Here is a 22,682-nt window from a genome sequence, read left to right on the forward strand (position 1 = left end):
AGCGAGGCGACAAGAGTGTCAGAGGCACGTAGTGATCGCTCGCGTAAGCGAACACCACAGTACGTGATTCGTTTCTACTGATAAGGGTATGCGGGCTAATTGATTAGGCTCGGTAATTTGTTCTTGTTAGTGATTACCGGTAGTTAGTAGGAGTCGAGTCCGAAAAAGTCGCTGTTTCGCTGTGTGCAGTCAGTACGATTTCGCGAAGTACGCGATCTGATCGGCGGATTCGCCACAGACCGCACATTCGGCGTCATCGTCGTCTGGCGCTTCCGGAGCGCCCGTCGTCGCTTCGCCCTCCTCGGCTAACGGTTGCATGACGATTTCCGCCGAAACCTTCTCCTTGATCGCCTCCTCGCAGGCCTGATCGCCACACCACGGTACTCGGACGTAGCCGCCGTGTTTGCCGATCGTCCCCATGATCTCCTCGGGGCTGTCGGCCTCGCGAACGTTGTCCTCGAGCCTTTCCTCGGCGGCCGCGTAGAGTTTGTCGTAGATCGTCTCGAGGTTGGATTCGACCGTCTCGACCAGCCCTGAGCGGTCCGCGACGACGTTCTCGTTGTCGGGGCGGTGAACCAGCGTAACCTCCTCGTCGTCGACTTCGTTCGGGCCGATCTCGAGGCGCAGCGGAACGCCGTTGAGTTCGTGTTCGTTGAACTTGAAGCCGGGATTGCGTTCGTCCCGGTCGTCGAGTTCGACGCGGACGCCCGCCGCCTCGAGGTCCGCGGCGATCGCCTCAGAGTACTCGAGCACGTTCTCTTTCGTGTCCTCCTGCCAGATCGGGACGATGACGACTTGCGTCGGTGCGACCGTCGGCGGAAGCACGAGCCCCTGATCGTCCGAGTGAGTCATGATGAGCGCGCCGAGCGCCCGCCAGGAGAGACCCCACGACGTGGTGTAAGCCGTCTGTTCGTCCTCGTCCTCGTCGACGAAGGTGATGTCGAACGCCTCCGCGAACGACTGGCCGAGGTGGTGGCTGGTGCCGCCCTGGACCGACTTGCCGTCGGGCATCAGCGCCTCGACGGTCGTCGTCGTGTCCGCGCCGGGGAACTTGTCGTGTTCGGGTTTTTTGCCGCGAAGCACGGGAATCGCGAGAACGTCCTCGTAGAGTTCTTCGTACTGTCCGAGTCGGGTCCAGACTTCGTCCCACGCGCCCTCGTCGCTTGCGTGTGCCGTGTGGCCCTCCTGCCACATGAACTCCTTCGTCCGGAAGAACGGCTTCGTCTCCGTCGCCTCCCACCGAACGACCGAACACCACTGATTGAGCCGCAGCGGCAGGTCGCGGTGACTGCGCGTCCAGTCGGCCATGAACGGCGCGATGATGGACTCGCTGGTCGGTCGGACCGCCAGGCGCTCCTCGAGTTCGTCGTGACCGCCGTGGGTGACCCACGCGACCTCCGGGTCGAACCCTTCGACGATGTCTTTCTCCCGCTCCAAGAACGACTCGGGGATGAACATCGGGAAGTAGACGTTGTCGACGCCGGTTTCTTTGAACCGGCCGTCGAGTTCGTCCTGTAGGCGTTCCCAGAGGGCGTAGCCCCGCGGTTTCGTGACGATAAAGCCGCCCATCGGCGCGTAGTCTGCGATTCCCGCCTTCTGGACGACCTCGGCGTACCACTCGCCGGGCTTGTGCGATTTCGACTCGGTGATCCCGAGTTCCTGACTCTCGTCGCTCATTGGTTCAACACTCAGCCAGCGCGGGCTTAAACCATGCGAAGGCCGGACGCCGATTCGCGACTCGCCACGGATTGAGCGATACGAGCATCCGGCAGCGGCCGGTAGTCAACTCGCGTTGTGGTCGAGTCGCTCGCCGCGGGTGTACTTCCCGTGGAAGGCGAGCATGTCGATCCCCATCGCCGCCAGCGAAACCCCGCCGACGGCAGTCAGGAGAAAGAAAAAGAGGCTGCCGCTCCCGGCGAGCCCAAGCGGGAGCGATAGTCCGAGCAGGACGTTTCCAGCGCCGCTCCACCGATACCACGCCCAGCGGTCGGTCAGGCCCGTATCGGTCGCTGCAACGATGTCGAACACACCGGCCAGCCCGATCAACGTGACCTGCACGAGAAACGTTGATACCTCGAGACCACCGGTCCCCAGCAAAGCGATGCCACCGCCGCTGACGAGAAGCAAAAACGCGCCGACGACGCCACTGAGTCGACGGTTACGGCGTTCGTTCATTCGATTTCTGGTGCTGCGTTGGAAAATTGCTTTCGTGCGTGGAGGAACATGGACACGGATTCGGACTATCGATACTTAATCATTTGTTAGATGTGTGTACGTTCGCCCCGCAAAACATACACTAGAAAATATCTTCCCGGTTCTCGCGCCCTTATGCGACTGTATGACAAACGAAACCGTATGCGAGCTATCGGAGTCCCAGCGTACGATGATACTGACACGCTCGAGGATTCGATTCGACCGCGCCGTGTCAAGCGCTAGAATGATGGTATTTCGAACTGTCGTTAAAATCATTATGTATTATTACTTCCCGCGTTATAGACTTATATTGCCATGGGAAATAACCAAAGTCACAGCAGATTGACGCAGGAATCCAGTATCGACCGGCGAACGGTCATGAAAGCGAGCGCAGCGCTCGGAACGCTCGCGCTCTCGGGAGCCACGCTCGGGGCGACGGGCGTGCAGGCGCTGCCCGACGGACCCGAAGCCGACGAGGACACCGTCGCCTTGCAGATGTTTCACCGCGAGTGGACCGAAATCGAATCCCGAATCCCCGACGTCGCCGACTCGGGATTCGACGCCATCTGGGTCCAGCAGCCGGCCGAAATGAAACTGGACTGGGACGACCTCACCTACGACGGGACGATGGGATTCTACGACGAGGTCGGCCCCTACGGGCACCGCGACCCGCATCCGCCGATCGGCTACCAGCCGATCGACCTGCGAAACTTCGACTCCTCGCTCGGAACGGAAGGCGAACTCGAGTCGCTGATCGAGACCGCTCACGAGCACGATATCGAGGTCATCGTCGACACCGTACTCAACCACATGGCCAATCCTGACGGGCCCGACGGGCGGATCGACTGGCCCCAGTTCGAGGCGGACAAACACTTCCACAACAACGGAACGCTCGGCGACGACTGTCAGGTAGACGGCGAGGCGGCAAACTACGAGTGCGATCTGCTCGGCCTCCCCTCGCTGGACGTCGAGCATCCCGAGGTCCAGTCAGCCCACGAGGCGTATATCGAGAAGATCGCCGGGCTGGGTGCCGACGGACTCCGCTACGACGCGGCCGCGCACGTCTGGCCGTGGTACATGGAAGAGAACATCAACCCGCTCGCGGACGACCTCGGCCTCTGGCGCGTCGCGGAGGTCTGGGACGAAGGCGACGTCGACGGCCTGCTCGAGTGGGCCGACACCGGCATGACAGTCTTCGACTTTCCGTTCTACTCGGCCATCTCGGACGCGTTCGAGAACGGCAGCATGGAGAACCTCTCTCAAAACGCCGCACCCGGCGTCGTCCACCGAGATCCGAGCGTCGCGGTCACGTTCGTCCAGAACCACGACGCCGTCGGTCCGGGGGTCCAGCCGACCGACGACGCCCAGACCGTCCCCGAAGGTCGCGCGGTCGAGCTGGCCGAAGCGTTCATCCTGGCGTACGCCGGTATGCCGATGCTCTACCGATCGGGTCCCGAGGAGTACCACGAACTCGAAGACGACGAGCTGTCGACACTCGTCGCGGTCTCGAACGAGTTCGCGCAGGGCGAGGTCATCGACCGCGACGTGGGAATCGACCACTACGTCTTCGAACGGGACGGAAACCTCCTCGCGGGGATCAACAAAGGCGGCCAGACCGAGTCGGTCACGGTCGAGTCGGGGTGGAGCGACACCGTCCTCGTCGACGCCACCGGCAACGGCGACGACCTCGAGGTCGGCGCGACCGGCGAGGTCACCGTCGAGATTCCCGCCGAAGGGTACGTCATGTACGTCGACGACGCCGATTCGATTCCGGCAGAACGCGGTATCTCGTTCGAATCCACCGAGTACGCGATCGATGGCGGCGAAAGCGTCGACATCGACGTCACAGCCAGCGCCGGCAAGGAGGCTCTCGCCGCGGACGTGACACTCGCAGTCGACGGCACCGACGCGGCGACCGAGAGCGTCGACATCGATGCCGGATCGTCGGTCTCGGTGAGCTTCGACGTGGAGACGGCCGACCTCGCGGACGGCGAGTACGACCTCGAGGTCACCATCCCCGACGATTCCGACACCGCCACGCTCGTCGTTGGAGGCGAAGCCGACGACGGCGAACTAACGCTTCGGACGACGGTCGACGTCGGATACGGTCAATCCGTCTACTTCAGCGGCAGCGCCGACGAGCTCACCGACTGGGGCGGCGGGATCGAAGGGACCTGGTCTGCGGGCAACGTCTGGGAGGTCACCATCGACGACCCCGGCGAGTTCGAGTGGAAGACCCGCCGCGGCCCGTCGGACGCCACCGGCGACGTCTGGGAGCGCGGCGACAATCACAATCACACGGACCTCGAGGTCGACCATCAGGGCTGGACGGACGACGCCTGATCGACCGTACCGATCGCCTACGGAAGGGGCTGCTGGTGTCGCTCGAGGACGACCGACCGGCCGGAGGCCGCGCTGGTGACCGCCCGGAAACGATTCTCGGAAACGGCTGGCCGGTTCTTCCCGGTTCTCGCGCTTTTATGCAACTGTGTGACGAACGGAAACGTATGCGAGCTATCGAAGTGCCAACGTACGGAGAGAGCGACACGCTCGAGGTCGTCGACTCGGAGAAACCCGATCCAGAACCGGGCGAGGTTCGAATCGAGATCGAAGCCGCCGGGATCAACTTCGCGGACATCATGCAACGCCGCGGCGCGTATCCCGGCGGTCCCGACGCGCCGTATACGCCCGGCATGGAAGCCGCGGGGACGGTCGATGAGACTGGCAAAGGTGTCGACCTCGAGGAGGGCGACCGCGTCGTCGCGATGCTCAACACCGGCGGATACGCCGAGTACGCGACTGCGAACGCCCAGATGCTGTTCCCGATTCCCGACGGGATGAGCTTCGAGGAAGCCGCCGGATTCCCCGTTCAGTTTCTCACCGCCCACGCCTGTCTGTTCGAGTGGGGCGGCTTAGCGGAGGGTGAATCGGTCCTGATACAGGCCGCGGCGGGCGGCGTCGGCACCGCCGCGGTGCAACTCGCCGCCCAGGCCGGTGCCGAGGTCTTCGGAACCGCGAGCACGCAGGAAAAACTCGACCTCGCCGCGGAACTGGGTTGTGACCACCCGATCCAGTACACGGAGGTCGACTTCCGGGAGCCGATCGCGGAAGAAACCGACGGCGAGGGCGTCGACCTCGTCCTCGAGAGCGTCGGCGACGACGTGTTCGACCGCAGTCTCGACGCCCTCGCACACTTCGGTCGGCTCGTCACCTACGGCGTGGCAAGCGGCGTCCCGGCCGAGGCGGAGAACCGACGGCTCCTCTTCGAGAACAAGAGCGTCTCCGGATTCCACCTCGGACAGGCGTCAGTCCACGACCCGAGCAAGATCATGAAGGCCGTTCCGGAACTCACCGAGGGGCTCACGTCGGGCGATCTCGAGGTTATCGTCGGCGAGTCGTTCGCACTCGAGGACGCGGCCGAGGCCCACCAGTACATCGAAGACCGGAAGAGTTCGGGAAAAGTCGTGCTGAAACCGTAAGCGGGTCGAGCGGCGACTCGAGGGAATTTTCGTCGTGAGAACGCAAATCCACTGTCGGCTCACTGCCCAGTTCGCCCGCCGTCAGCTTCGATCGACGGCGAGCCCTCGGCCTCCGCGGACGCGTCTCCGTCGGGCCCACACCCGAGCGACCGATGGGGGCAATATCGGCAATGGGGACCCGGCGTCGTCTCCACGAACGTCGGCTCGTCGATGGACGCGAGCGACTCGCGAACCGCCGACCAGTCGGGCAGTTCCCCCGGCTCGAGGAGTTCGACCCGCGACCCCTCGACGTCGCCGACGTAGACGTATCCGACCCCTGCGATCGGTTCGTCGAACGCCTGCTCGCAGGCTCGAGCGTACACCGAGAGCTGGACGGCCTCGCCCGGATCGATCCGTTCGGCGGTCGCTTTGTAATCGAGCACGACCAGCCCGCCCGCGGGGGTTCGCTGGACCGAATCGACGTAACCGACGACATCCCCAGTGACTCCGGAGACGTCCTCGAGGACGAACGGCAGTTCGGCCGCGACGGTCTCCCAGTCGGCGACGGGAGCGTCGAACGCCTCGGCTTCGGCCTCGAAATACCGATCGATACACGCCAGAACCGCCTCGCGGTGCTCGAGGGAATCACGCGCTGCGAGCTGTCTGCTGGCCGCGTCGTGCCACGCACCACGGGTGTCGTAGCCGCGGTGGAACGCCTCCTCGGCGACGGCGTGGAAGATCGACCCGACGAGACGGCTGTCGGCTCGATCCCGTGTTGACCGCCGCGAGTCCGGCGACAGATTCTCGCGGTCACTCTCGGCCGGTCGAACGGAATCGCCGGGTGCCTGCACGACGTGATCGAGGTAGTGCTTTCGGGCGCAGGTCTCGTGGGTCGCCAGCGCGGAGTAACTGTGACGCATCGTCGCCTCGAGTTCGGAGATGGTCGAGAGCGTCTCGACCGGGAACCGAACCGTCTCCGTCGTTAGCGCACTCGCCTGCCGCGCCATCGGTACGTCGAAGTCGTCGACGAGTCCGGCACTGCTCGCGGCGTCGGCGGCCGGGAGCAACTGCCCGTTGCGGAGCAATCGACCGAGCTGGTGGACCGTCTCGATCGCCTCCCGCGTCTCGAGCGGTTCGATCCGCCGGTCGTCGTAGTCCTGGTAATACGTGATCGTTCCCGGGTTCGTGCGTGCTGTCGACGAAAGTGCGTCCGTCCAGTCGACGACGGTCTTCGGATACTGCTCGCGAACGGTCTCGAAGCTCTCGGAGACCGTCGACCAGAGGTCCATCCGTTTGCCCGCCACGGACCACTCGATGTCGTCGGCGAGACAGGACTCGGCGGTCGAGACGGACAACTGCGTCTCGTCGCCGTCGTAGTCGTACTCCGAGCCGAACACGAGGAGGTGGTTCTCGGCTCGAGTCAGTGCGACGTGGAGCACGCGCCACTCCTCGCCGAGGGGGTCGGCCGCGAGGTTCGCGAGCAGCGGCGAGTCGACATCGTCGTCGAGCGTCGCCTCGAGGAGTCGGTACCGGTCGCGGCGAGCGTAATCGCCGTCGACGCACCATTCCTCGTCCGAGAGGAATGGTGCGAGGACGGTATCGAACTGCAGCCCCTTCGCCTGGTGGACCGTCATCACGTCGATACGGTCGCTCGAGCGAGCGCCACGGTCGCCCGAGGACTCGCTCGCGCGGAGGGTTCGTTCGAGCGCGTCGACGAACCGCGGCGTGAGCGCCGTCAGTACCGAATCGCCGTCGTATCCCTCGACGAATCGATCGATTCGCTCGAGTTCGGCGCGTTCCTCGGCGGTCAGGAACCACTCGAGATTCGTTCGTTCCCGGAAGCGCCGGACGAACTCCGAGAGCGGGTAGACGTCCCGGATCGACTCGAGCGCTTCGAGGTGATCTCGGGCCCGCGAGAGCCTGTCGAGGGCCTCGACCGACGGCTGATCGTCGCCAGATGAGGGGCGCTTCGTACCGCTCTCGAGGTCGGAAGCGGACTCGGGGAAACAGTCGATATCGAACAGCGCCTCGTACAACGAGTCGCCTCGCCGGGCGAGCGCCGCGAGGTCCGATTCCGGAATGCGATACCGATAGAGCAACACCCGCCGGAGGTGGGCATCGGCGTCCGGGTCGACAAGTACGCGAAGATACGAGAGGACGGTCTGGACGCCCGGCGAGATTTTGCCCCTCGGCGAGCCGGAGACGGCAAAGGGGATCCGGCGACTCTCGAGCTCGTCGGCGACCGCCTGCGCCTGCCGGTTCGTTCGAACGATGATCGCGATATCCTCGAGCGAGCGCCGCGGGACGTTCTCGACCCGGCCGTTGAGCAGTCGAGCGGTCGCTCTGGCCACCTGCTCGGGCGTCGACCAGGGCAGTTCGTCGCTCTCGACTTTCAGCAGTCGGTGGGGCGGATCCGCCTCGTCGTACTCGCCGGGGGTTCGGTCGTTCTCCCGCAGCGTCTTCGACTCCTGGGGCCCGTACGAACAGTGGTTCGTCAGATCGAGGATCTCCTGTCGCGACCGGAAGTTCAACTCGAGTTCGATCGACTCGTGTTCGTCGTCGGTGTCGGCGAGTCGGTCGAGCCCCTCGCGGTCGGTTCCTCGCCAGCCGTAGATCGCCTGATCCTTGTCGCCGATCGCGAGTAGATCCGGCCGGGTTTCGCCCTCGGTGAGCGCCCGAATGAGTCGAAACTGCGTCTCGTCGGTGTCCTGAAACTCGTCGCAGTAGACGTGGTCCCAGCGGTTCGCGATTTCGTCGGCGACGGAACCGGCTCCGGTGAGCAACCCCGTCGCCGTCCGAACGAGTTCGTCGAAGTCGACGGCGTCGTCGCGCGCTAACGTCTCCCGATAATCCGCGTAGACGTCGGTATAGTGGCGGGCGAGCCGCAGGAACTCGACGTAGTGTTTCAACCGACCGAACGGCGTTTGCTCGAGTCGGCCCGTCGACTCGCCCCAGATCTCGTTTCCGAACAGCGCTCTCGGCAGGTGTTTCGTCGTCGGCTCCTCGAGCGAGAGTTCCTCGAGTGTATTGGTCACGCACGTCTGTAGCGCCCGAAGGTATCGATCGATCGTGCCGACGACCGGATCCGACCGAAACTCGCTCGGCGCTTCCGCGATCTTCTCGCGACAGAAGCCGACCAGCTTGCCGTACTCGATCAGCGACTCGCGTGCGGCCTCGAGGTGATCGGGGTCGTTGAAGTACCGAAACGCCTCCTTGTCGAAGGAGAGTTCCTCGGTCGCGGTCTCCTCGAGCCAGAGGACGAACTCGGTACACAACTCGAGTGTCCGGACCGACGGCAGTCGCGACTCGAGGGTTTCGGGGCCGATGTCCTCCTGGCTCATCGTCGCGATGAACCCGTCGATGGCGTCTGCGAGGTCCGCCGGTGAGCTGTCGCCGCGAGCGGGGGCCGCCGCGAAGTCGTACTCGGTTTCGGCGAGCAGTCGGCCGACGATCCGCCGTCGCTTGCGTTCGGTCACGACCTCGAACTCCGGCGAGAGTCCGAGGTAGTAGGCGTACTCGCGAACGAGCTGATAACAGAACGAGTGGTAGGTGTAGACGTCGATGGCCGCGGCGGCCTCCGGATCGAGCCGTTCTGTTACCGCCTCGCGAATGCTCGAGGCGGCCTCGTTCGCGAAGGTGAGTACCAGCACGTCCTCGGGGTCGACCGCCCCGCTGTCGATCGCCCGCTCGATCCGCATGAGCATCGTCGTCGTCTTCCCGGTCCCGGCACCCGCGTCGACGGCCGTCGACACGCTCTCGCTCTCGATGACCCGCCGCTGGTTTCCCTTCGGCTCGAGCGGACCGGTTCCCGCCGGTTCCGACCGGTCACCCATCGAAACGCACCTCCCGTGAGAGGTAGTCCGGACAGCAGACCGCATAGCCACAGTCCGGACACGACTCGTCTGCGATCCGATCCCATCCTCCCGGAGGATTGAACCGCTTGGAGACGAGGTCGTCGACGATAGTTGCGAGTCGGTCTTCGACCGTTCCGTTCCGGTGTTCGTGTGTCATGCCAAACGTGTGGTGATCGATGAAGACGTCGGTCAGGTCGGTCCCTTCGACGCTCGTTTCGACGGTTTCGCTCACCCAGTTGACCGAGTTCCGGGATCGATCCGCCAGCGGGATCACGACGTATCGGCAGGTCCGATCCTCGAGCCCGAGCCGATCGCACAACCCCCGGAGGCCGTCGAGAACGACGGCCGTCTCCAGTAACGTGGCGACCGTGCCCGGTTCGAAGGTCGACTCGTCCGGATCGAAGTGGTCCGTAAACAGCGCCTGAACGTCGCCTTCCCAGTCGGACCGATAGCGGAGCAGTCCGAGCGAGTCGACCGTGGGAACGAACCGAACGCCGACGAGCGAGGAGCCGTCGCCGACGACGTAATCGACCGACGACTCGAGGGCGACGGATCGACTCGTCGACGGCTCGTCCGCTGGAATCGATATCGTCGACGACAGCGCGAGCGCCGGCCCGACCAGTTCGCCAGCGGTGCTCGTCGATCGAAGGTCGTCGATGCCCGCGGCGTGAGCAGCCCCGACCGCCTCGACGTACGCCCGTGCGGTTGCCTCGAGCACCCGGCGTTCGAACTCGCGTTGTGCTCGTGAGTGAAACCGCTCGTCGTGCTCGTGCCAGCGCGTCGACAATCGCTCGAGGATTGCTTCTTCGAGGGGTTTCTGATCGGTCTCGCCAGTTCGAAGGCCGTCACAGAGCGCTCGTCGAAGCAGATCGACGCGGTCGGCCGACGGCGAATCCGGTTCGTCCCGTCTGAGTTCCTGTACGTGAGCGAACTCGTAGCGTCGCGGACAGCGGAGATACGTCTCGAGCGCGTCGACCGAGAGCGTTCGATCACTCACGCCGACTCACCTCCCCCGCGGCGAACTCGAACTGAGAGACGACCGCGTTGGCGAGTTCCTCGTCGATGTCGCCCTCCTCGAGGAGAACGGCGATTTCTTCGAACAGGGCCTCGGTTTCGGCGAGATCCGCATCGCCGCCGGTACTGGCCTCGCGGAGGATGCGATCGAGTTCGCCACGAGGTTGCTCGAGGAGCGCCTCGAGCGCGCTGGACTCGCCGTAAATTTCCGCTTTTCGACCCGTTAGGTCGACGTCCTCGAGCGAACAGTCGGGAGCCTGCTCGAGGAGTTTCAGATAACGAGATTCCTCGTGGGTTCGGCGGAGTCCGCCCGAGCCGCGCTCGTACGAACAGCAGTAGAGGCGTTCGGTCGCCGCGCGGGTACCGATCGCCAGCCGTCTCCGGGCGCGCTGGGCGTGGTAGGTCTCGAAGGGGTCCGAAACGGATTCGCCGTCGGATATCGGCTCGAAGGTTCGCTCGAGAGCCGCCGGACTGGGATCCGTGACGGCGGGGTAGTTGGGCATGTCGCGGAGCCAGGCCGTCGGAAACAGCTGCGTGAGCGAGGGGTCGCCGGGATAGTTCGCTTCGATCAGATCGAGCACGAAGACGACGGCGTGTGGATCGTACGCCAACTCGTCGATCGAACAGACCGTCACTCCGCCGGTGGGGGCCTGCGCGTCGACCGTGTGGACGTGTGGCGCGTCGTACCTGATAGTCCGCTCGAGCATTCGGCGCAGACCCTCCCAATCGGGCCCGACGAGGTCGGTCTCCTCGACGAAGCGGGCGATCTCGAGCACTCGTCGAACGCCCGCGAACTGCTCTCTGGCGTCGACCCACTCCTCGTCGCGTGAAATTCGGCCTTTCAGATCCGTTCGAGTGAGCCAGCGTTCGACCGACTGGGCGACGCTCGGGCCATCACATTCCTCGAGCAGTGTGGTGGAAAAATCCTCGACTCGAACCGCAAGGCGGTTGTAGGCGACCGTTTGGGGATCGTCCGCTCGAGCACCAGTACGGGAGCGGGTCGATTCTGGAGCGAGGAGATCGTCGGAAAGCGTCTCTACGTCGCGGGCGCACTGGAGGGTAACGAACGCGTAGAGTTCGTTGACCGCCGGATCCTCCGCGAGCGAGGGAACGCCGATCGTGGCGGTCGGGATGGACGCGTCGCGGAGTCGCGTTCGGGTTTCTGGCACCCGTTCGACTCGAGGGACGGCGACCGCGATGTCGTCGTAGCGAATGTCGTCGCGCCGATCGCGAAGGGACTGGATCTCGGTCACGACCGTATCGACCTGCTCGCGACGCGTACGGGCCCGAATGCGTCGAGCAGTGCCGGGTTGGGCGTCGGTCGCAGCCGACTCCGTCATCCGTCCCGTCGCGAGGAACTCCGTTATCTGTCGGTGCGGGGGGTGCGAGTCAGAAGTGCCCCGAGTATCAGACAGCGAGTCGCGGTCAGGATCGACATCGGCTCCCTGCTCGACGACGGATTCGACCGCGAGTCCGTCGGCGATTTCCTCGAGCGAGCCGGGTTCGACGCGCGTTCGCTCGGTGCTGGCGTGGGGCTCGCCGAGACAGACCAGCGTCGCGTCCCCCGAGAGCGCCGCGAGGTACTGTCGGTCGAGGCGGCGAAACTCCTCGAACTCGAGTGCCAACACCGCGTCGAACGACGAGGTGACGCGGCTTCGAACGCCGTCGCTGTCTTCCTCGAGCAGATCGACGGCCTGCGGGACGACATCGGCCCGTTCGACGTAGCCTCGCGACGCGAGTACCTCGTGGAACCGATCGTTCATCGCGTAGAGGAACTCGAGGCAGTCGTGAAGTGCGTCAGGCCGGATAGCCGTGCCGGATGAGGTCGCCTCGGCATCATCAGCGAGCGAGAGGCGCTGTCGAGTCGCCTCGAGCAGTAGCTGGCCGACATCGCGGCCGAAGCTCTCGTGATCGGCCGCCCGCTCGAGGTACGGCGGAACGTCCCGGCTCGCGCCGTCGATCACCAGCGAGATGAGTTCGATCCGTTCTTCGTACTCGAGCCGGTCGAGCGTCGGGTCGTACTCCTCGAGCACCTTCGAGGCGTGTTCTGGCAGCGACTCGAGGCGCGGCGAGCGAGGGCCGGCGGTCGACGTGCTCTCGTCCGGGGCGAGGCTGACAGTCGCGTTCGCGCTCTCGCCCGAAAGCGCCGCTCGGACGCGCTCGAGTCCGGCGGGATGGCGCTTTAGGACGAGGACGTTTTTCGCGCCGTACTCCGCACAGAGCGCGCCGTACTCCGCTGCGACGAACTCGAGGATGTCGCTGCAAAGCGTCGGCAGGACTTTGAGCGTTCCCTCGAGGCGCGGCGCGGTTCCGGTCATCGATTCGTATAGTCTCGACTATGGGGCCGTCTCGTACTTAAACACACGTACGCGAGACTGTCGGTCGATTCGATACCTACCCCGACCGCGGTACAAACGAGTCACGCCATCGGATGATTGCTCGTCCTTCCGAACACGGACGATTCAGCGGTGGATCGATCCGCCTTCGATACACATTATAGTGCGCACGTATAACACGCCTTCATGGACGATATTTTCGTCGCGAGACTGATGTCCACCACGCTCCACACCGTCAGCCCCGACACGCTGGTCGAGAAAGCGGGACAGGAAATGCTCGAGAACGACATCGGGTCGGTCGTCGTCGTCGACGAACAGAACCAACTCGAGGGGATTCTCACCTCCACTGACTTCATCACTATCGTCGCCGAGAGCTACCCGAAAGCCGAAACGTCGGTTTCGCGGTATATGACGACGGACGTCATCACCGCCTCGGCACAGGATAGCATTCGGGAAGTCGCAGACCTCATGGTCGAACACGGCTTTCATCACGTGCCGGTCGTCAACGGAGACGAGGGCGTCATCGGTATCATCACGTCCTCCGACCTCGCCAAGTACCTCTCGAACGTCGAGACGCCCAGTCCCGGCGAAGCGGTCTGAGCGGACACAGCGGATCGGAGAGCAGGATTTTCGTTCGATTTCTCGACGCTGTAGTGTTCGGTCTTTCCTGAACCCGACCAACCGCTTCTCGAGTTATGTGCCAAGATTTATCATGGATGATGGTAAGGTAACACACGACCATGGATCTCTACCCAGGGGTAACCAAAATATCGGGCGTCTGTGGCAACTGTGGCGACGAACTGGTGATGTTCCTGTCGCCGTACGCCGGGATTCTAGAAAACGGCAGCAACGAGTGCAGCGGCTGCGAAACGACCGACTTCCAGCGCGCGCTATAACCGAGACGTCGAACAGTTCCCAGACTCGTTCGCTCGAAGCTATTCTCTAAGACGTGCTCTTAGTTCCGACTTCCTCGAGTTCCACCGGCTTTTGGCCCTTCTCAGAGTACACTCCATGTTCGTCGGTCGCACGAGATCGCTCTCGATATCGGGTTGGCACACGCTGACGAAACGGCCCCCGCCGTTTCGTCGAAGCCGTGCGAGGGACGAAAGAGCGAACAACGTGAGCGAATGAGTCGGTTGGGGAGGGTGAGGCTGTGGCGGACATATCGTTCGGGGTCGGTGGTTTCCAGTGGCTCGAGGTTCAATGGTCGAGCCGTAGCGAGAATGAGGGATTCCGGACCCGACAGCCACAGGGCTGGGCCTGAGTAGCCATCGACTCACCGCTGGTGACTAGTACCACCGGCTCGCCACAGCGTGGACAGCTAGGCAACGACAGTCCGTCGGAATCTCCGCCTAAGTTGATTTCTGATCGTCTGTTTTTCGTTACACGCATCGGCCACGCTGGAACACATACAGCAGTGCCGAGACCGGTGGGCCAAGAAAGAATCCGATCACACTGAAGAACGGCACGAGAAGAAACGAGAGCGGCGCAACAAGTGCGTAGGCCCAGGCAAGCTGAACGCCGTTCCCATACTGGGCGAGTTTCCGGCTATCCAGTTCGTACAAAATCCCAAGCGAAACGGTCATGAGCGCGCCGATGACGAGTATCGCCCCATCCGGCGACAGCGAATCGACATCTGACACCCCAACGCTGAGTGCGGGAACTGTTCCCCAGAACGCACCGAGTGCCAAGATGGAGCGTCTGTAGCCGATTTTCTCGAGTGGCGGCCCTGCAGTATCCATCGCCATACTCGAGAATTTATATATCATCACAAGAACGTTCCGGGCCGGTGTGTAGGCACGCGTTCACGGATAGCCGCGACGCTCCGGTTCGCTAGTCGCCTTCGATACGCCAGCGCGGGCTTCAGAATCGGTCGGCTGGATCGCAACCGAGCTACTCGTTGGACACCAACCCGACCCGATTTCCTTCGGAATCCGTGATGACCGCGAAGTGACTCTCCATCTCGGGGATCGATTCTTTCGGAATAACCGTCTCTCCGCCGTTCGAGTCGACTCGAGCGAGGACGTCGTCCAAGTCGCCGTCGACGGAGAGGTAGATTACGAGGCCGCTGTCCGTCGGCTCGTAGCTGATTTTCGCGCCGCTCTCGGCGGTGTATTCGTCGCTCTCGACGATCATGCCGCCGACTTCGCCGTCTTCGACGTGAAACATGCCGGCTCGCTCACCTACCGCGTCGTCTTCGCCCGGCGAGTGAACGTCGATATCGCGCTCGAGAACGACCGAATAGAAGTCGACTGCTCTATCAAAGTCGGTACTGGGAATTTCGAACCAATTGAGTACGTGTGTCATGGTATACTTCTCCGGCAGCGGGGGTTCCCCGTCGAATGCCACGCATTGAACGCAGATATAGGGGCGACGCTGCAGGCGAAAGGTGATCGAATAGAGCGAATAACGGCCCGCTTACCCCCGAATTGGTTGCCACCGCGGGAATCGGAAAACGGAATTCGGCCCCTCGAGAATAGCACTCCCCCATCCGTTCAGCCACCTATGGCACAGGCAGCATCGTGCGACGGCGAAACGCTACAGAACGAACTCCGTCGATATCTCGAGGACTGCAATCGAACGGGCGACACCGAACGCATCGCCCAGGAACTCGCGCGAAAACACAGCGTCGGCTATCAGGTCGTCGGCTTCCGACGCCGCGGGAACGAGGTCTTCCTCTACGAACAGCGCTCATCGGTCTCGAGCAACGAACTCACCATCCACGAGGTCACCGTCGACGGTCGCCTCCCCAGAATCGGCACCGTCTGGACCGGTCGGGTTCTCGAGGACTGGCTTGCTCACCATCAGTACTACCTCGAATGGGTACACCCGGATCTCGAGGTGGATGGGGAGTTGTAAAGCCGTGCTCGAGGGTGCTTCCGAGACACAACGTTACTCGCGAAGACGCCGGGATTTGAACCCAAAACCAGACGTTCTGGTTCGCTTCGCTCACGGGCTGCGACTGGTAGGGCTTCAAACCCCAGCTTCAGCAGACGATTCGCGCCGCTCGCGAGTTTGCTCACGGCGCAGAATAGTGGACTCGCTGGGATGGTAGACCCCAGCCGAGTCGTGTGGTTTTGCAAATCATGGTTTTATTCTGGCAAATTGTGACGGCGGACCGCCATCTTCTCGCGTTCTGTTCTCGCGTCGTAGTGCTGGTACAGCACATCGAGCGAAACATCCATCCGCTCGCTCACTGTCTCCGGTGCCGTTTCCTCGTTCAGGTGATTCGTGATCGCTCCCCGTCGAATCGAATGCGGCGATCGCGCCGACGGGCACTTGGATGGAACCGAACTGCTACCCAGTGCCTCGCATTCGCTCGGCTTTCGATCGTGCGGGCATTCCGCGTACTTACAGGGGTGTAACGCACGGATCACCCACTTGTAGATTGAGTGGCCGGTAGGGCGGGTTTCCTGCTGAGTCGTGAACAGCGGTCGGCGACCGTGCTCGTCGCGAACGTTCTTCCGATCGGGATTCGCCACAAAATCCTCGAGAATCGTGAACCAGCGTGGTCCAAGGTAGACCCAACGATTCCCGCCATCGCCGTTTTTGAGCGGCGTTCCCGTATCGGGACGGTGCTCGACTCGAATCGCCTGATCGTCACTATCGAGATCGTCAACATCGAGCCCACGTACCGCACCTCGTCGCATCCCCGTCCGCCAGATCAAAGCGAGCAGCGCGTGATCTCGACTCGCGTAGTGGTGGCGATCGTAGTAACGGAGCGCCCGCTTCGCGCGGTCGGCCTCGAGGAACACATCCTTCGACTCGGCACCGTCCGGTAGGTCCGGTGAGTGCAATTTTTCGGCGAGACCTTCCTCGACGCCCTCTATATCGGCCCACCACCGGAGAGCCATTCGAACGCTACTCAGTTGCTTTTGCAACGTGATCGCCGCAACGTCACCCTGACGCCAGGCCACGAACGCCGACAGATCACGCCCGGTGAGGTCATTCAAGTCGTCAACATCGTTCTCATCACACCACTCGAGAAACACCGACAGACGGTGCCGTGCGTTCTGCATCGAGGACTCACGAATACTCGGGGCGCGGTGCTCGAGGAACCGATCGACACCCTCTTTCGGGGGAAGTGGTTGCAGATCCTCGCTCACGCTTCCCCCCGAATCTCGAGCGTATTGCCCTGACGTAGCACCAGCTCGTCGCGGTGAATTTCTTCCTCGGTTTTCAGATCGTGGAGCACGTCGAACTCCGGTTCAACGTCCTCGTCGTACGAGCGAGCACACTGCTGGCACCAGAAATGGTTGTTCGTGGGCTCCCAGGATCGGTGACCGTTCGGACACATGAACCGCCAGCGATCGGTGCGGTTCGACAGTCGAATCTCTTCTTTGGTTGCAGGCATCACTTCGGGCGTCTCGCCGGGGTATAAAGACAAGAGGCCAAAAGCGCGGGCTGGAAGTGAAACTATTCCAGAGTCTCGTTGAATCCGATACGTCGGTCTTTCGGGGGGTTTATCCCCCGTTGCGTTGTGCGATTGCATGCTTCCGTACCTCGATTACGGAGGCCAGGCGGACCGGTGCCCAAACACCGGGTCCGCGTTTTCTCGAGGACCCGGCCGAGCAGCGGCGGGTCCGTCTGGCTTCCGTTATCCGACCTCAAGACAGGGGGTGTACTTAGTTCTAGTGTATGGTTTGATATGCTATATCGCACGTCAGAAGTCACTTACAACTTGGAATCAATCAACATAACATGGAGATGAGAGTCAAACAAACTGAATGCGAAGACCACGGGTGGACTGGATGACTCGAGCCGATGACGCAATTCTCGAGTTTCTGCTGAACGAAGGTAACCGCCCGATCATCTCGACACCAGCGGTCATCGAGGCCAACATCGATTACAAGATCTCTCACGTTCGAACTCGGTTAAGGAAGTTAGATTCTGCTGGTTTGGTCGAGTACTATGATGAAAATCGTGGGCTTTACGAGATTACCGATCGCGGTCGTGCGTATCTCGAGGGAGAGTTAGATGCGAACGATCTTGAGGAAAAGTAACCTCTATCCGATCTGGTAGCAATCGCTGCGTATCAAGTAGATAGGTGGGTGGTTCCGGACTGGGGTGGGTTGCCAGCCGGACACAGTATGTTCGAAGGATCACTGACGGAAGCGGCCTTCGTACCTTGTTTCTTGGCTTCTGCCCATTAGTCTTCCGGCCGAAATGCGATCGGCCGATACACTTATTCGTACCTCTCAATCGGCAAGAATATTTATTAGATAATACTTTGAAAGCCGAGACACGCCCGGCATATCACAGAAACATCGTTTTCGGTGGGTGCTGGCGTGTAATCAAAATACACATGTTCGAACAAATTACGGACGAAGAAGAGCGCGGTCAGGTGGGTATCGGTACACTCATCGTGTTCATCGCGATGGTGCTCGTCGCAGCAATTGCGGCGGGTGTGCTGATCAACACCGCCGGCTTGCTGCAGTCCCAGGCAGAGGCAACGGGTCAAGAAAGTACGAATCAGGTCTCGAACGTCGTCTCAATCGACTCATCAACTGGTGATGTCTCACTTGAGACGACGGAAACAAATGTCATTCTGAATGACGCGTCAGGTACGTTCGCCTCCGGAGATACCGTCGATGTGGCAATTTCTGACGCCAATGGGAATGAAATTGACACCTTCACCGATGTCGATTTCGATAACTTTGATTCCGCAATCAGCAATGTTGACCTGACTGCAGAAAGCAATATTGAGGTCACAGTCAACACCCACACAGAGGGAACGTTCTCCTCAGGCGATTCTGACAATATCAATATTGATCCGGACGGCGGAAACGATGTAACCGTTGATATTGAAGACAATAGTGGTTTCTCGCTCTCAAGCACCCAAGAAGGGGATGGATCGTTTAACTCAGACAATTACGGTGTCACTGAAGTGCAGTTGATGGTCTCGCTCGGCCCAGGTGCTGACGCGGTCGACCTCAGCTCGGCGACGTACGAATACGTTGGTACGGAAACGACGCGCGGTGCGCTCGATGAATTCGACATCACCAGCACCGACGACGATATCAGTGACTCGGAAGCTGCGATCCTCGAGTCAGGTGACACGTCCGAGATTACGATGGACCTCACCAACGGTCACTTCAACACGGATGAGACGATCGAAGCCGGTGGCGATGCTGAATTCACGATCACGACGGCAGACGGCGCCCAGACAAACGAGATTCTGATGGCGCCGTCGACGCTGACTGAATCCGAATCGGTCTCGCTGTAAATCGATTCACAGCAAGTCCAACGGTTATTTTTTCGAGCTAACCACCAGAAGCAGCGTATCCACCTATTCGAGATCGTCGACCACTTCAAGCGACCATTTTCCTTTCCCCGTACGCTGAACGTGGAAGTGGTGGTCACCCTCGAGATCGCCGTTTTCGTCGAGAATGCCATCAATCCGGAGATCGTCTTTCGGCACGGTCACGCCGTAGGAATAGTCGTCTAATTCTCTGAGTTTGTTCAATGCCATACTGTCGCTCGCAACACCCCCTAGTATAAAAATATGGGAAACTGGGGGTGACTCCCCGGGGGAACCCTTGGTTTTCCGTAGCTTTTCGACCCCCCATGCTGACGGCTCCGAGGTATGGCAACTTCAGGCCTGTCCGGTGTAATGCCGACGAACATTCGATCAAAGCACGGTATCGACCTCATAGACTCCCTCATGGCCCCGATTTTCGTGGCTGCAACACTCGTCCTAAGCGGCCTCGGAACGGTCTCGATTGACGAGCCGTTCAGCTGGGCGATGTCGGACGCGATCTACGCGGCGCAGGGAACGGAATTCACTTGGGCGTTCGTAATCTCGCTGATCGTTCTGGTGAGCGCCTGGGCGACGAACGAGAACCAGCTCGATGACTTCACCGACGAGGAAACGGCCGTTGTCGCGGCGATGGCGGCAATTCTCGTCCTATCTGCGCTCGTGCCGGCGATTTCGAGCGCGATTGAGAGCTACTGGTGGCTCGGCGCGTTCATCGTGATGTTGAACGGCGCAGGTTTCTACCTGCTGGCGTACCGGTAGAGAGGACTCGAGACGCATGAATTCGACATTTTCGGCGGAGCAAACCGACGAGTCGCACAGCCAACGAACGCACGCGGTCGGAGGGGAAGATATGTCCACACAGAGCCCACAGCCCACGGAATCGGAGAGTATCGAACAGCGCGCACTAAACGAAATGCTGGAAACGAAAGCGAGTCGGAGAAACGTCCTTCGCGGGATCGGCGCGACCGGCACGGCGGCGGTCGCCGGCTCGGGCGCGATCGCCTCGGAGGGGACGGCCGCAGCCCAAGAAGATAACGACGATTCGGACTCGGGGTTGAACGTGACGAGCCCGACGCTGGCGAAATACGGAATGGTCGCGGACGTGAGTCAGTCGCTCACTGACCGTTTGTTTGGCAGTGACGGCGAGGAGCTACCCGAGGACGAAATCGAGCTTCACGGGGAGGCTACGTATCAGCTTGAAGGGATCGAGAATTACTATGTGACGGTCGATAACCATCTCGAGGACACTCTCGGTGTTGCGACCTTGGACGCTCGCCACGCGATCGCGTCCGCATGGGAGGACGGAAAAGATTCCGCAACGGCGTACTCAGACGCAATGGACGCGATTCGGGAGTATTACGCGCTCCATGAGGAAAATCACCTGAAGGTCTTACAAAACGAGATGCTTCAGTTGTCGGTTCTCGGGGAAAAAGTCGCTCAGAACAACGATATTCGTTCGATGTTCATTCATGCGACCGCCGAGCCTGTTGAGGCTGGTACTGGGACCGATTACGATACGATGCTGATTCGTGAAGCGGAATCGGCGAATGAACACACGTTCACGCTCGAGAACGGTGATGAGATTAATCTCGAGATGCCCGAAATGCAGTGTCGGGTTCACGATGACGATAGTACCAAAGACCCGGAAATTGGTACGACAGACCGCTACCCGATCGATCAGGAATTACTCAATTCGTGGGAGGATGTTGAACCACAGGATTACCTCGTTTGGGAGGATTCTGACGGGAACCAGTACGACTCGGTGATGGATTTCGTTCTTCTCGATATTGACGACCCTGCTAACGAGGGCGAGACGCTTCGAGAGTCGGCTATTCTCTTTTCGATGCGCCAGTGGATGGGGCGGTATCAGGAGATCAAAGATCAGTCAGACTCGGCGACTGGGCGCTTCAGTCAGAACATGGTGGACGAAATGTTCCAAATGATGGATGACGGTACCCTCGATTCGTCCGAGGTCCGGTCCGCTGAAGGAATGCGTCGGTACCTCTCCGGCGACTCTGACGTTAGCTCTGATTCGTACAAGCTGGCTCTGTATAACCAGTTGGATCTTGGACAGGCGGATCTCTCCGAACTCGCCCATATGCAGATTGAGTATACCGGCTACACGGATCAAGAAGTTACGTACGACGGCCAAGAGCGGGCATTACAGCCGTCCGGGTTCGTCGAAGACAGGTTGCTCGCCGGGATGCTCTACACGCACGAGACGCCGGACTCTGGCCTTCAAACCGGGGATACCTACCGAATCGGAGGGCAGACAATTTACCTTGGGATGACCGATTCATTTTCTTCTCTGGATATGTCTACTGGCGAGACAACCCCACATTTCGAGGGTCTGATTTATGGGCCGGTTATCTCGAATGATGGGCAGACAGCGTATTTCGCACGGAGAGGCGACAACAATACGATTTGTGTTTCAATGTCTCTGCGTGATTACTCCGAAAATTGGAGGGTCCAACTGACTGATGGCGATGGGGTGAATATGGTCCACTATAACGACGATCTCGAGGAAGTCTATTGCATCGATGCACTTGGCGAGTTATCCGTTCTTGATTCACAGTCGGGGACTGTCAAAGAAACGCATACTGCTGATGGAAATGGGACAAATTACGTGACAGACGAAGATGAAAATCTCTATTGGGTTGACGGAGGGACTGATGTTACTTTTGAGATGTTTGATATTGAGTCTCGAGAAGTGAAAGAGATCGATCTAAACGTGAATAATGTTAATTTTGGAATTAACTCGTCAGGATCGATCCACTATGAAAATGATCAAGGTACCGTTGCCGCAACGGAAATAGAATCTGGGGAACAACTCTGGTCTGTTGAGTACCCAGACCTCAATGTCCTGACTATCTCTAAGGATTATGAGAATATTTTCTTGTGCGATAGCTCCGAAACCGAAATCGTTTGCCTGAACCCTGAGAACGGCGAAGAACGATGGTCTGTATCTCATAGTGATATTCCCGGCGGAGGTGTCTATCAGATTCGTCAATTCACAAGTTCTGAATCAATTTACCTGCGAAATTCGGATTCTGACGCCATAGTAGTGCTCGAATCGGATGGGTCATTGCAAAACATCGTTCAGATTGATTCTGACGAATCAATCCGTGACTTTGGTGTGGATCTTGGAGAGAATGTCGATGCCGAACTGCCGCGTTCAATGTTCTACGATGCGACAGAGAGCGAAGAATTGGACCTTCAACAGGGGGTTTTCACTATCGAGAAAATGCTCGATTCGAATGGAGAGTCGATCGAAGAAGAGCAGTCTTGGGATGCAAGCCCAGAGTATGAGACGATTGATAACGAGCAGTTCGTCGAATACGTTGAAAAACAGACTGAGCTAATCGACACGATTGAAAACGGGGGTGAGGACACTGACGAGGACCAAGACGTGAATATCACGTGGCCGGATTTCCCGGATTTCGGCCTCGGTGATCAATTCGGTGGCGACGGCACGGGTTCACTGCTCGGGCTTGCGCTTATCGCTCTCGTCGTCATCAGCGTTGCATGGTCGGTTCTGACCGAGTTTATCCCGTTCCTCGGTAAGTAG

At 60.5% G+C, this 22,682-nt stretch carries 19 protein-coding genes; 9 read left to right on the forward strand and 10 right to left on the reverse strand.

What is annotated here, in order from left to right; genetic code table 11:
• Window positions 1-189 precede the first annotated feature (189 nt).
• Together proS and HALLA_RS11865 are read right to left on the reverse strand one after the other, a co-directional pair.
• Window positions 190-1,677 (reverse strand): proline--tRNA ligase, encoded by a 1,488-nt coding sequence (gene proS / locus HALLA_RS11860; RefSeq protein ID WP_049953554.1) that lies wholly within the window; start codon window positions 1,675-1,677, stop codon window positions 190-192.
• 105 nt (window positions 1,678-1,782) lie between these two features.
• On the reverse strand, window positions 1,783-2,175 hold the full coding sequence (locus HALLA_RS11865) for a hypothetical protein (protein WP_049953555.1): 393 nt from the start codon (window positions 2,173-2,175) through the stop codon (window positions 1,783-1,785).
• Window positions 2,176-2,508: 333 nt separating this feature from the next.
• Here HALLA_RS11865 and HALLA_RS11870 point away from each other — a divergent pair, with 333 nt between their 5' ends.
• Together HALLA_RS11870 and HALLA_RS11875 are read left to right on the forward strand one after the other, a co-directional pair.
• Window positions 2,509-4,536, forward strand: coding sequence for an alpha-amylase family glycosyl hydrolase (locus HALLA_RS11870; protein ID WP_049953556.1), 2,028 nt, complete (start codon window positions 2,509-2,511; stop codon window positions 4,534-4,536).
• Window positions 4,537-4,700: 164 nt separating this feature from the next.
• On the forward strand, window positions 4,701-5,672 hold the full coding sequence (locus tag HALLA_RS11875) for a quinone oxidoreductase family protein (RefSeq protein ID WP_049954106.1): 972 nt from the start codon (window positions 4,701-4,703) through the stop codon (window positions 5,670-5,672).
• 59 nt (window positions 5,673-5,731) lie between these two features.
• Here the strand turns inward: HALLA_RS11875 and HALLA_RS11880 are convergent, their stop codons facing one another.
• The 3 genes from HALLA_RS11880 to HALLA_RS11890 are packed head-to-tail and all read right to left on the reverse strand — an operon-like array spanning window position 5,732 to window position 12,837.
• Complete coding sequence (locus tag HALLA_RS11880; protein ID WP_049953557.1) at window positions 5,732-9,484, reverse strand: ATP-dependent DNA helicase; 3,753 nt, start codon at window positions 9,482-9,484, stop codon at window positions 5,732-5,734.
• Window positions 9,477-10,502 carry a PD-(D/E)XK nuclease family protein gene (locus HALLA_RS11885; protein ID WP_049953558.1) on the reverse strand — a complete coding sequence of 342 codons (1,026 nt, stop codon included), beginning with the start codon at window positions 10,500-10,502 and terminating at the stop codon, window positions 9,477-9,479. The genes HALLA_RS11880 and HALLA_RS11885 overlap by 8 nt, the downstream gene beginning before the upstream one ends.
• Window positions 10,495-12,837 (reverse strand): hypothetical protein, encoded by a 2,343-nt coding sequence (locus tag HALLA_RS11890; RefSeq protein ID WP_049953559.1) that lies wholly within the window; start codon window positions 12,835-12,837, stop codon window positions 10,495-10,497. The genes HALLA_RS11885 and HALLA_RS11890 overlap by 8 nt, the downstream gene beginning before the upstream one ends.
• Before the next feature lie 204 nt (window positions 12,838-13,041).
• On the opposite strand from HALLA_RS11890, the gene HALLA_RS11895 reads away from it, so the two are divergent.
• Complete coding sequence (locus tag HALLA_RS11895) at window positions 13,042-13,455, forward strand: CBS domain-containing protein (protein ID WP_049953560.1); 414 nt, start codon at window positions 13,042-13,044, stop codon at window positions 13,453-13,455.
• Window positions 13,456-13,595: 140 nt separating this feature from the next.
• Complete coding sequence (locus HALLA_RS20650; protein ID WP_157231371.1) at window positions 13,596-13,751, forward strand: hypothetical protein; 156 nt, start codon at window positions 13,596-13,598, stop codon at window positions 13,749-13,751.
• Window positions 13,752-14,237: 486 nt separating this feature from the next.
• On the opposite strand, the gene HALLA_RS11900 is transcribed toward HALLA_RS20650, so the two are convergent.
• A complete protein-coding gene (locus tag HALLA_RS11900; protein WP_049953561.1) occupies window positions 14,238-14,603 on the reverse strand; it encodes a hypothetical protein in 366 nt (121 codons plus the stop codon).
• A gap of 145 nt (window positions 14,604-14,748) precedes the next feature.
• The gene (locus HALLA_RS11905) at window positions 14,749-15,162 is read right to left on the reverse strand and encodes a VOC family protein (RefSeq protein ID WP_049953562.1); all 414 of its coding nucleotides are present in this window, start codon (window positions 15,160-15,162) and stop codon (window positions 14,749-14,751) included.
• A 198-nt stretch (window positions 15,163-15,360) separates the two neighbouring features.
• Between HALLA_RS11905 and HALLA_RS11910 the strand changes: the two genes are divergently transcribed.
• Window positions 15,361-15,714: a hypothetical protein gene (locus HALLA_RS11910; RefSeq protein ID WP_049953563.1), complete on the forward strand. Its 354-nt coding sequence runs from the start codon at window positions 15,361-15,363 to the stop codon at window positions 15,712-15,714.
• A 233-nt stretch (window positions 15,715-15,947) separates the two neighbouring features.
• Here HALLA_RS11910 and HALLA_RS11915 read toward each other — a convergent pair whose 3' ends face one another.
• Window positions 15,948-16,961, reverse strand: coding sequence for a tyrosine-type recombinase/integrase (locus HALLA_RS11915; protein WP_049953564.1), 1,014 nt, complete (start codon window positions 16,959-16,961; stop codon window positions 15,948-15,950).
• Window positions 16,958-17,242 carry a hypothetical protein gene (locus HALLA_RS11920; RefSeq protein WP_197540030.1) on the reverse strand — a complete coding sequence of 95 codons (285 nt, stop codon included), beginning with the start codon at window positions 17,240-17,242 and terminating at the stop codon, window positions 16,958-16,960. Before HALLA_RS11920 ends, HALLA_RS11915 begins: the two co-directional genes overlap by 4 nt.
• Window positions 17,243-17,606: 364 nt before the next feature.
• Between HALLA_RS11920 and HALLA_RS11925 the strand changes: the two genes are divergently transcribed.
• Both HALLA_RS11925 and HALLA_RS11930 read left to right on the forward strand, forming a co-directional pair.
• Window positions 17,607-17,858 (forward strand): phage repressor protein, encoded by a 252-nt coding sequence (locus HALLA_RS11925; protein WP_049954107.1) that lies wholly within the window; start codon window positions 17,607-17,609, stop codon window positions 17,856-17,858.
• Between the two features lie 302 nt (window positions 17,859-18,160).
• Window positions 18,161-19,081, forward strand: coding sequence for an archaellin/type IV pilin N-terminal domain-containing protein (locus HALLA_RS11930; RefSeq protein ID WP_049953566.1), 921 nt, complete (start codon window positions 18,161-18,163; stop codon window positions 19,079-19,081).
• A 63-nt stretch (window positions 19,082-19,144) separates the two neighbouring features.
• Here HALLA_RS11930 and HALLA_RS11935 read toward each other — a convergent pair whose 3' ends face one another.
• The gene (locus HALLA_RS11935) at window positions 19,145-19,327 is read right to left on the reverse strand and encodes a hypothetical protein (protein ID WP_049953567.1); all 183 of its coding nucleotides are present in this window, start codon (window positions 19,325-19,327) and stop codon (window positions 19,145-19,147) included.
• Between the two features lie 114 nt (window positions 19,328-19,441).
• Here HALLA_RS11935 and HALLA_RS11940 point away from each other — a divergent pair, with 114 nt between their 5' ends.
• Complete coding sequence (locus tag HALLA_RS11940) at window positions 19,442-19,873, forward strand: hypothetical protein (RefSeq protein WP_049953568.1); 432 nt, start codon at window positions 19,442-19,444, stop codon at window positions 19,871-19,873.
• A 91-nt stretch (window positions 19,874-19,964) separates the two neighbouring features.
• Window positions 19,965-22,682: a PQQ-binding-like beta-propeller repeat protein gene (locus tag HALLA_RS11945; protein WP_169732135.1), complete on the forward strand. Its 2,718-nt coding sequence runs from the start codon at window positions 19,965-19,967 to the stop codon at window positions 22,680-22,682.

It is taken from the genome of Halostagnicola larsenii XH-48, from assembly GCF_000517625.1.
In the GTDB taxonomy this organism is placed as follows: domain Archaea; phylum Halobacteriota; class Halobacteria; order Halobacteriales; family Natrialbaceae; genus Halostagnicola; species Halostagnicola larsenii.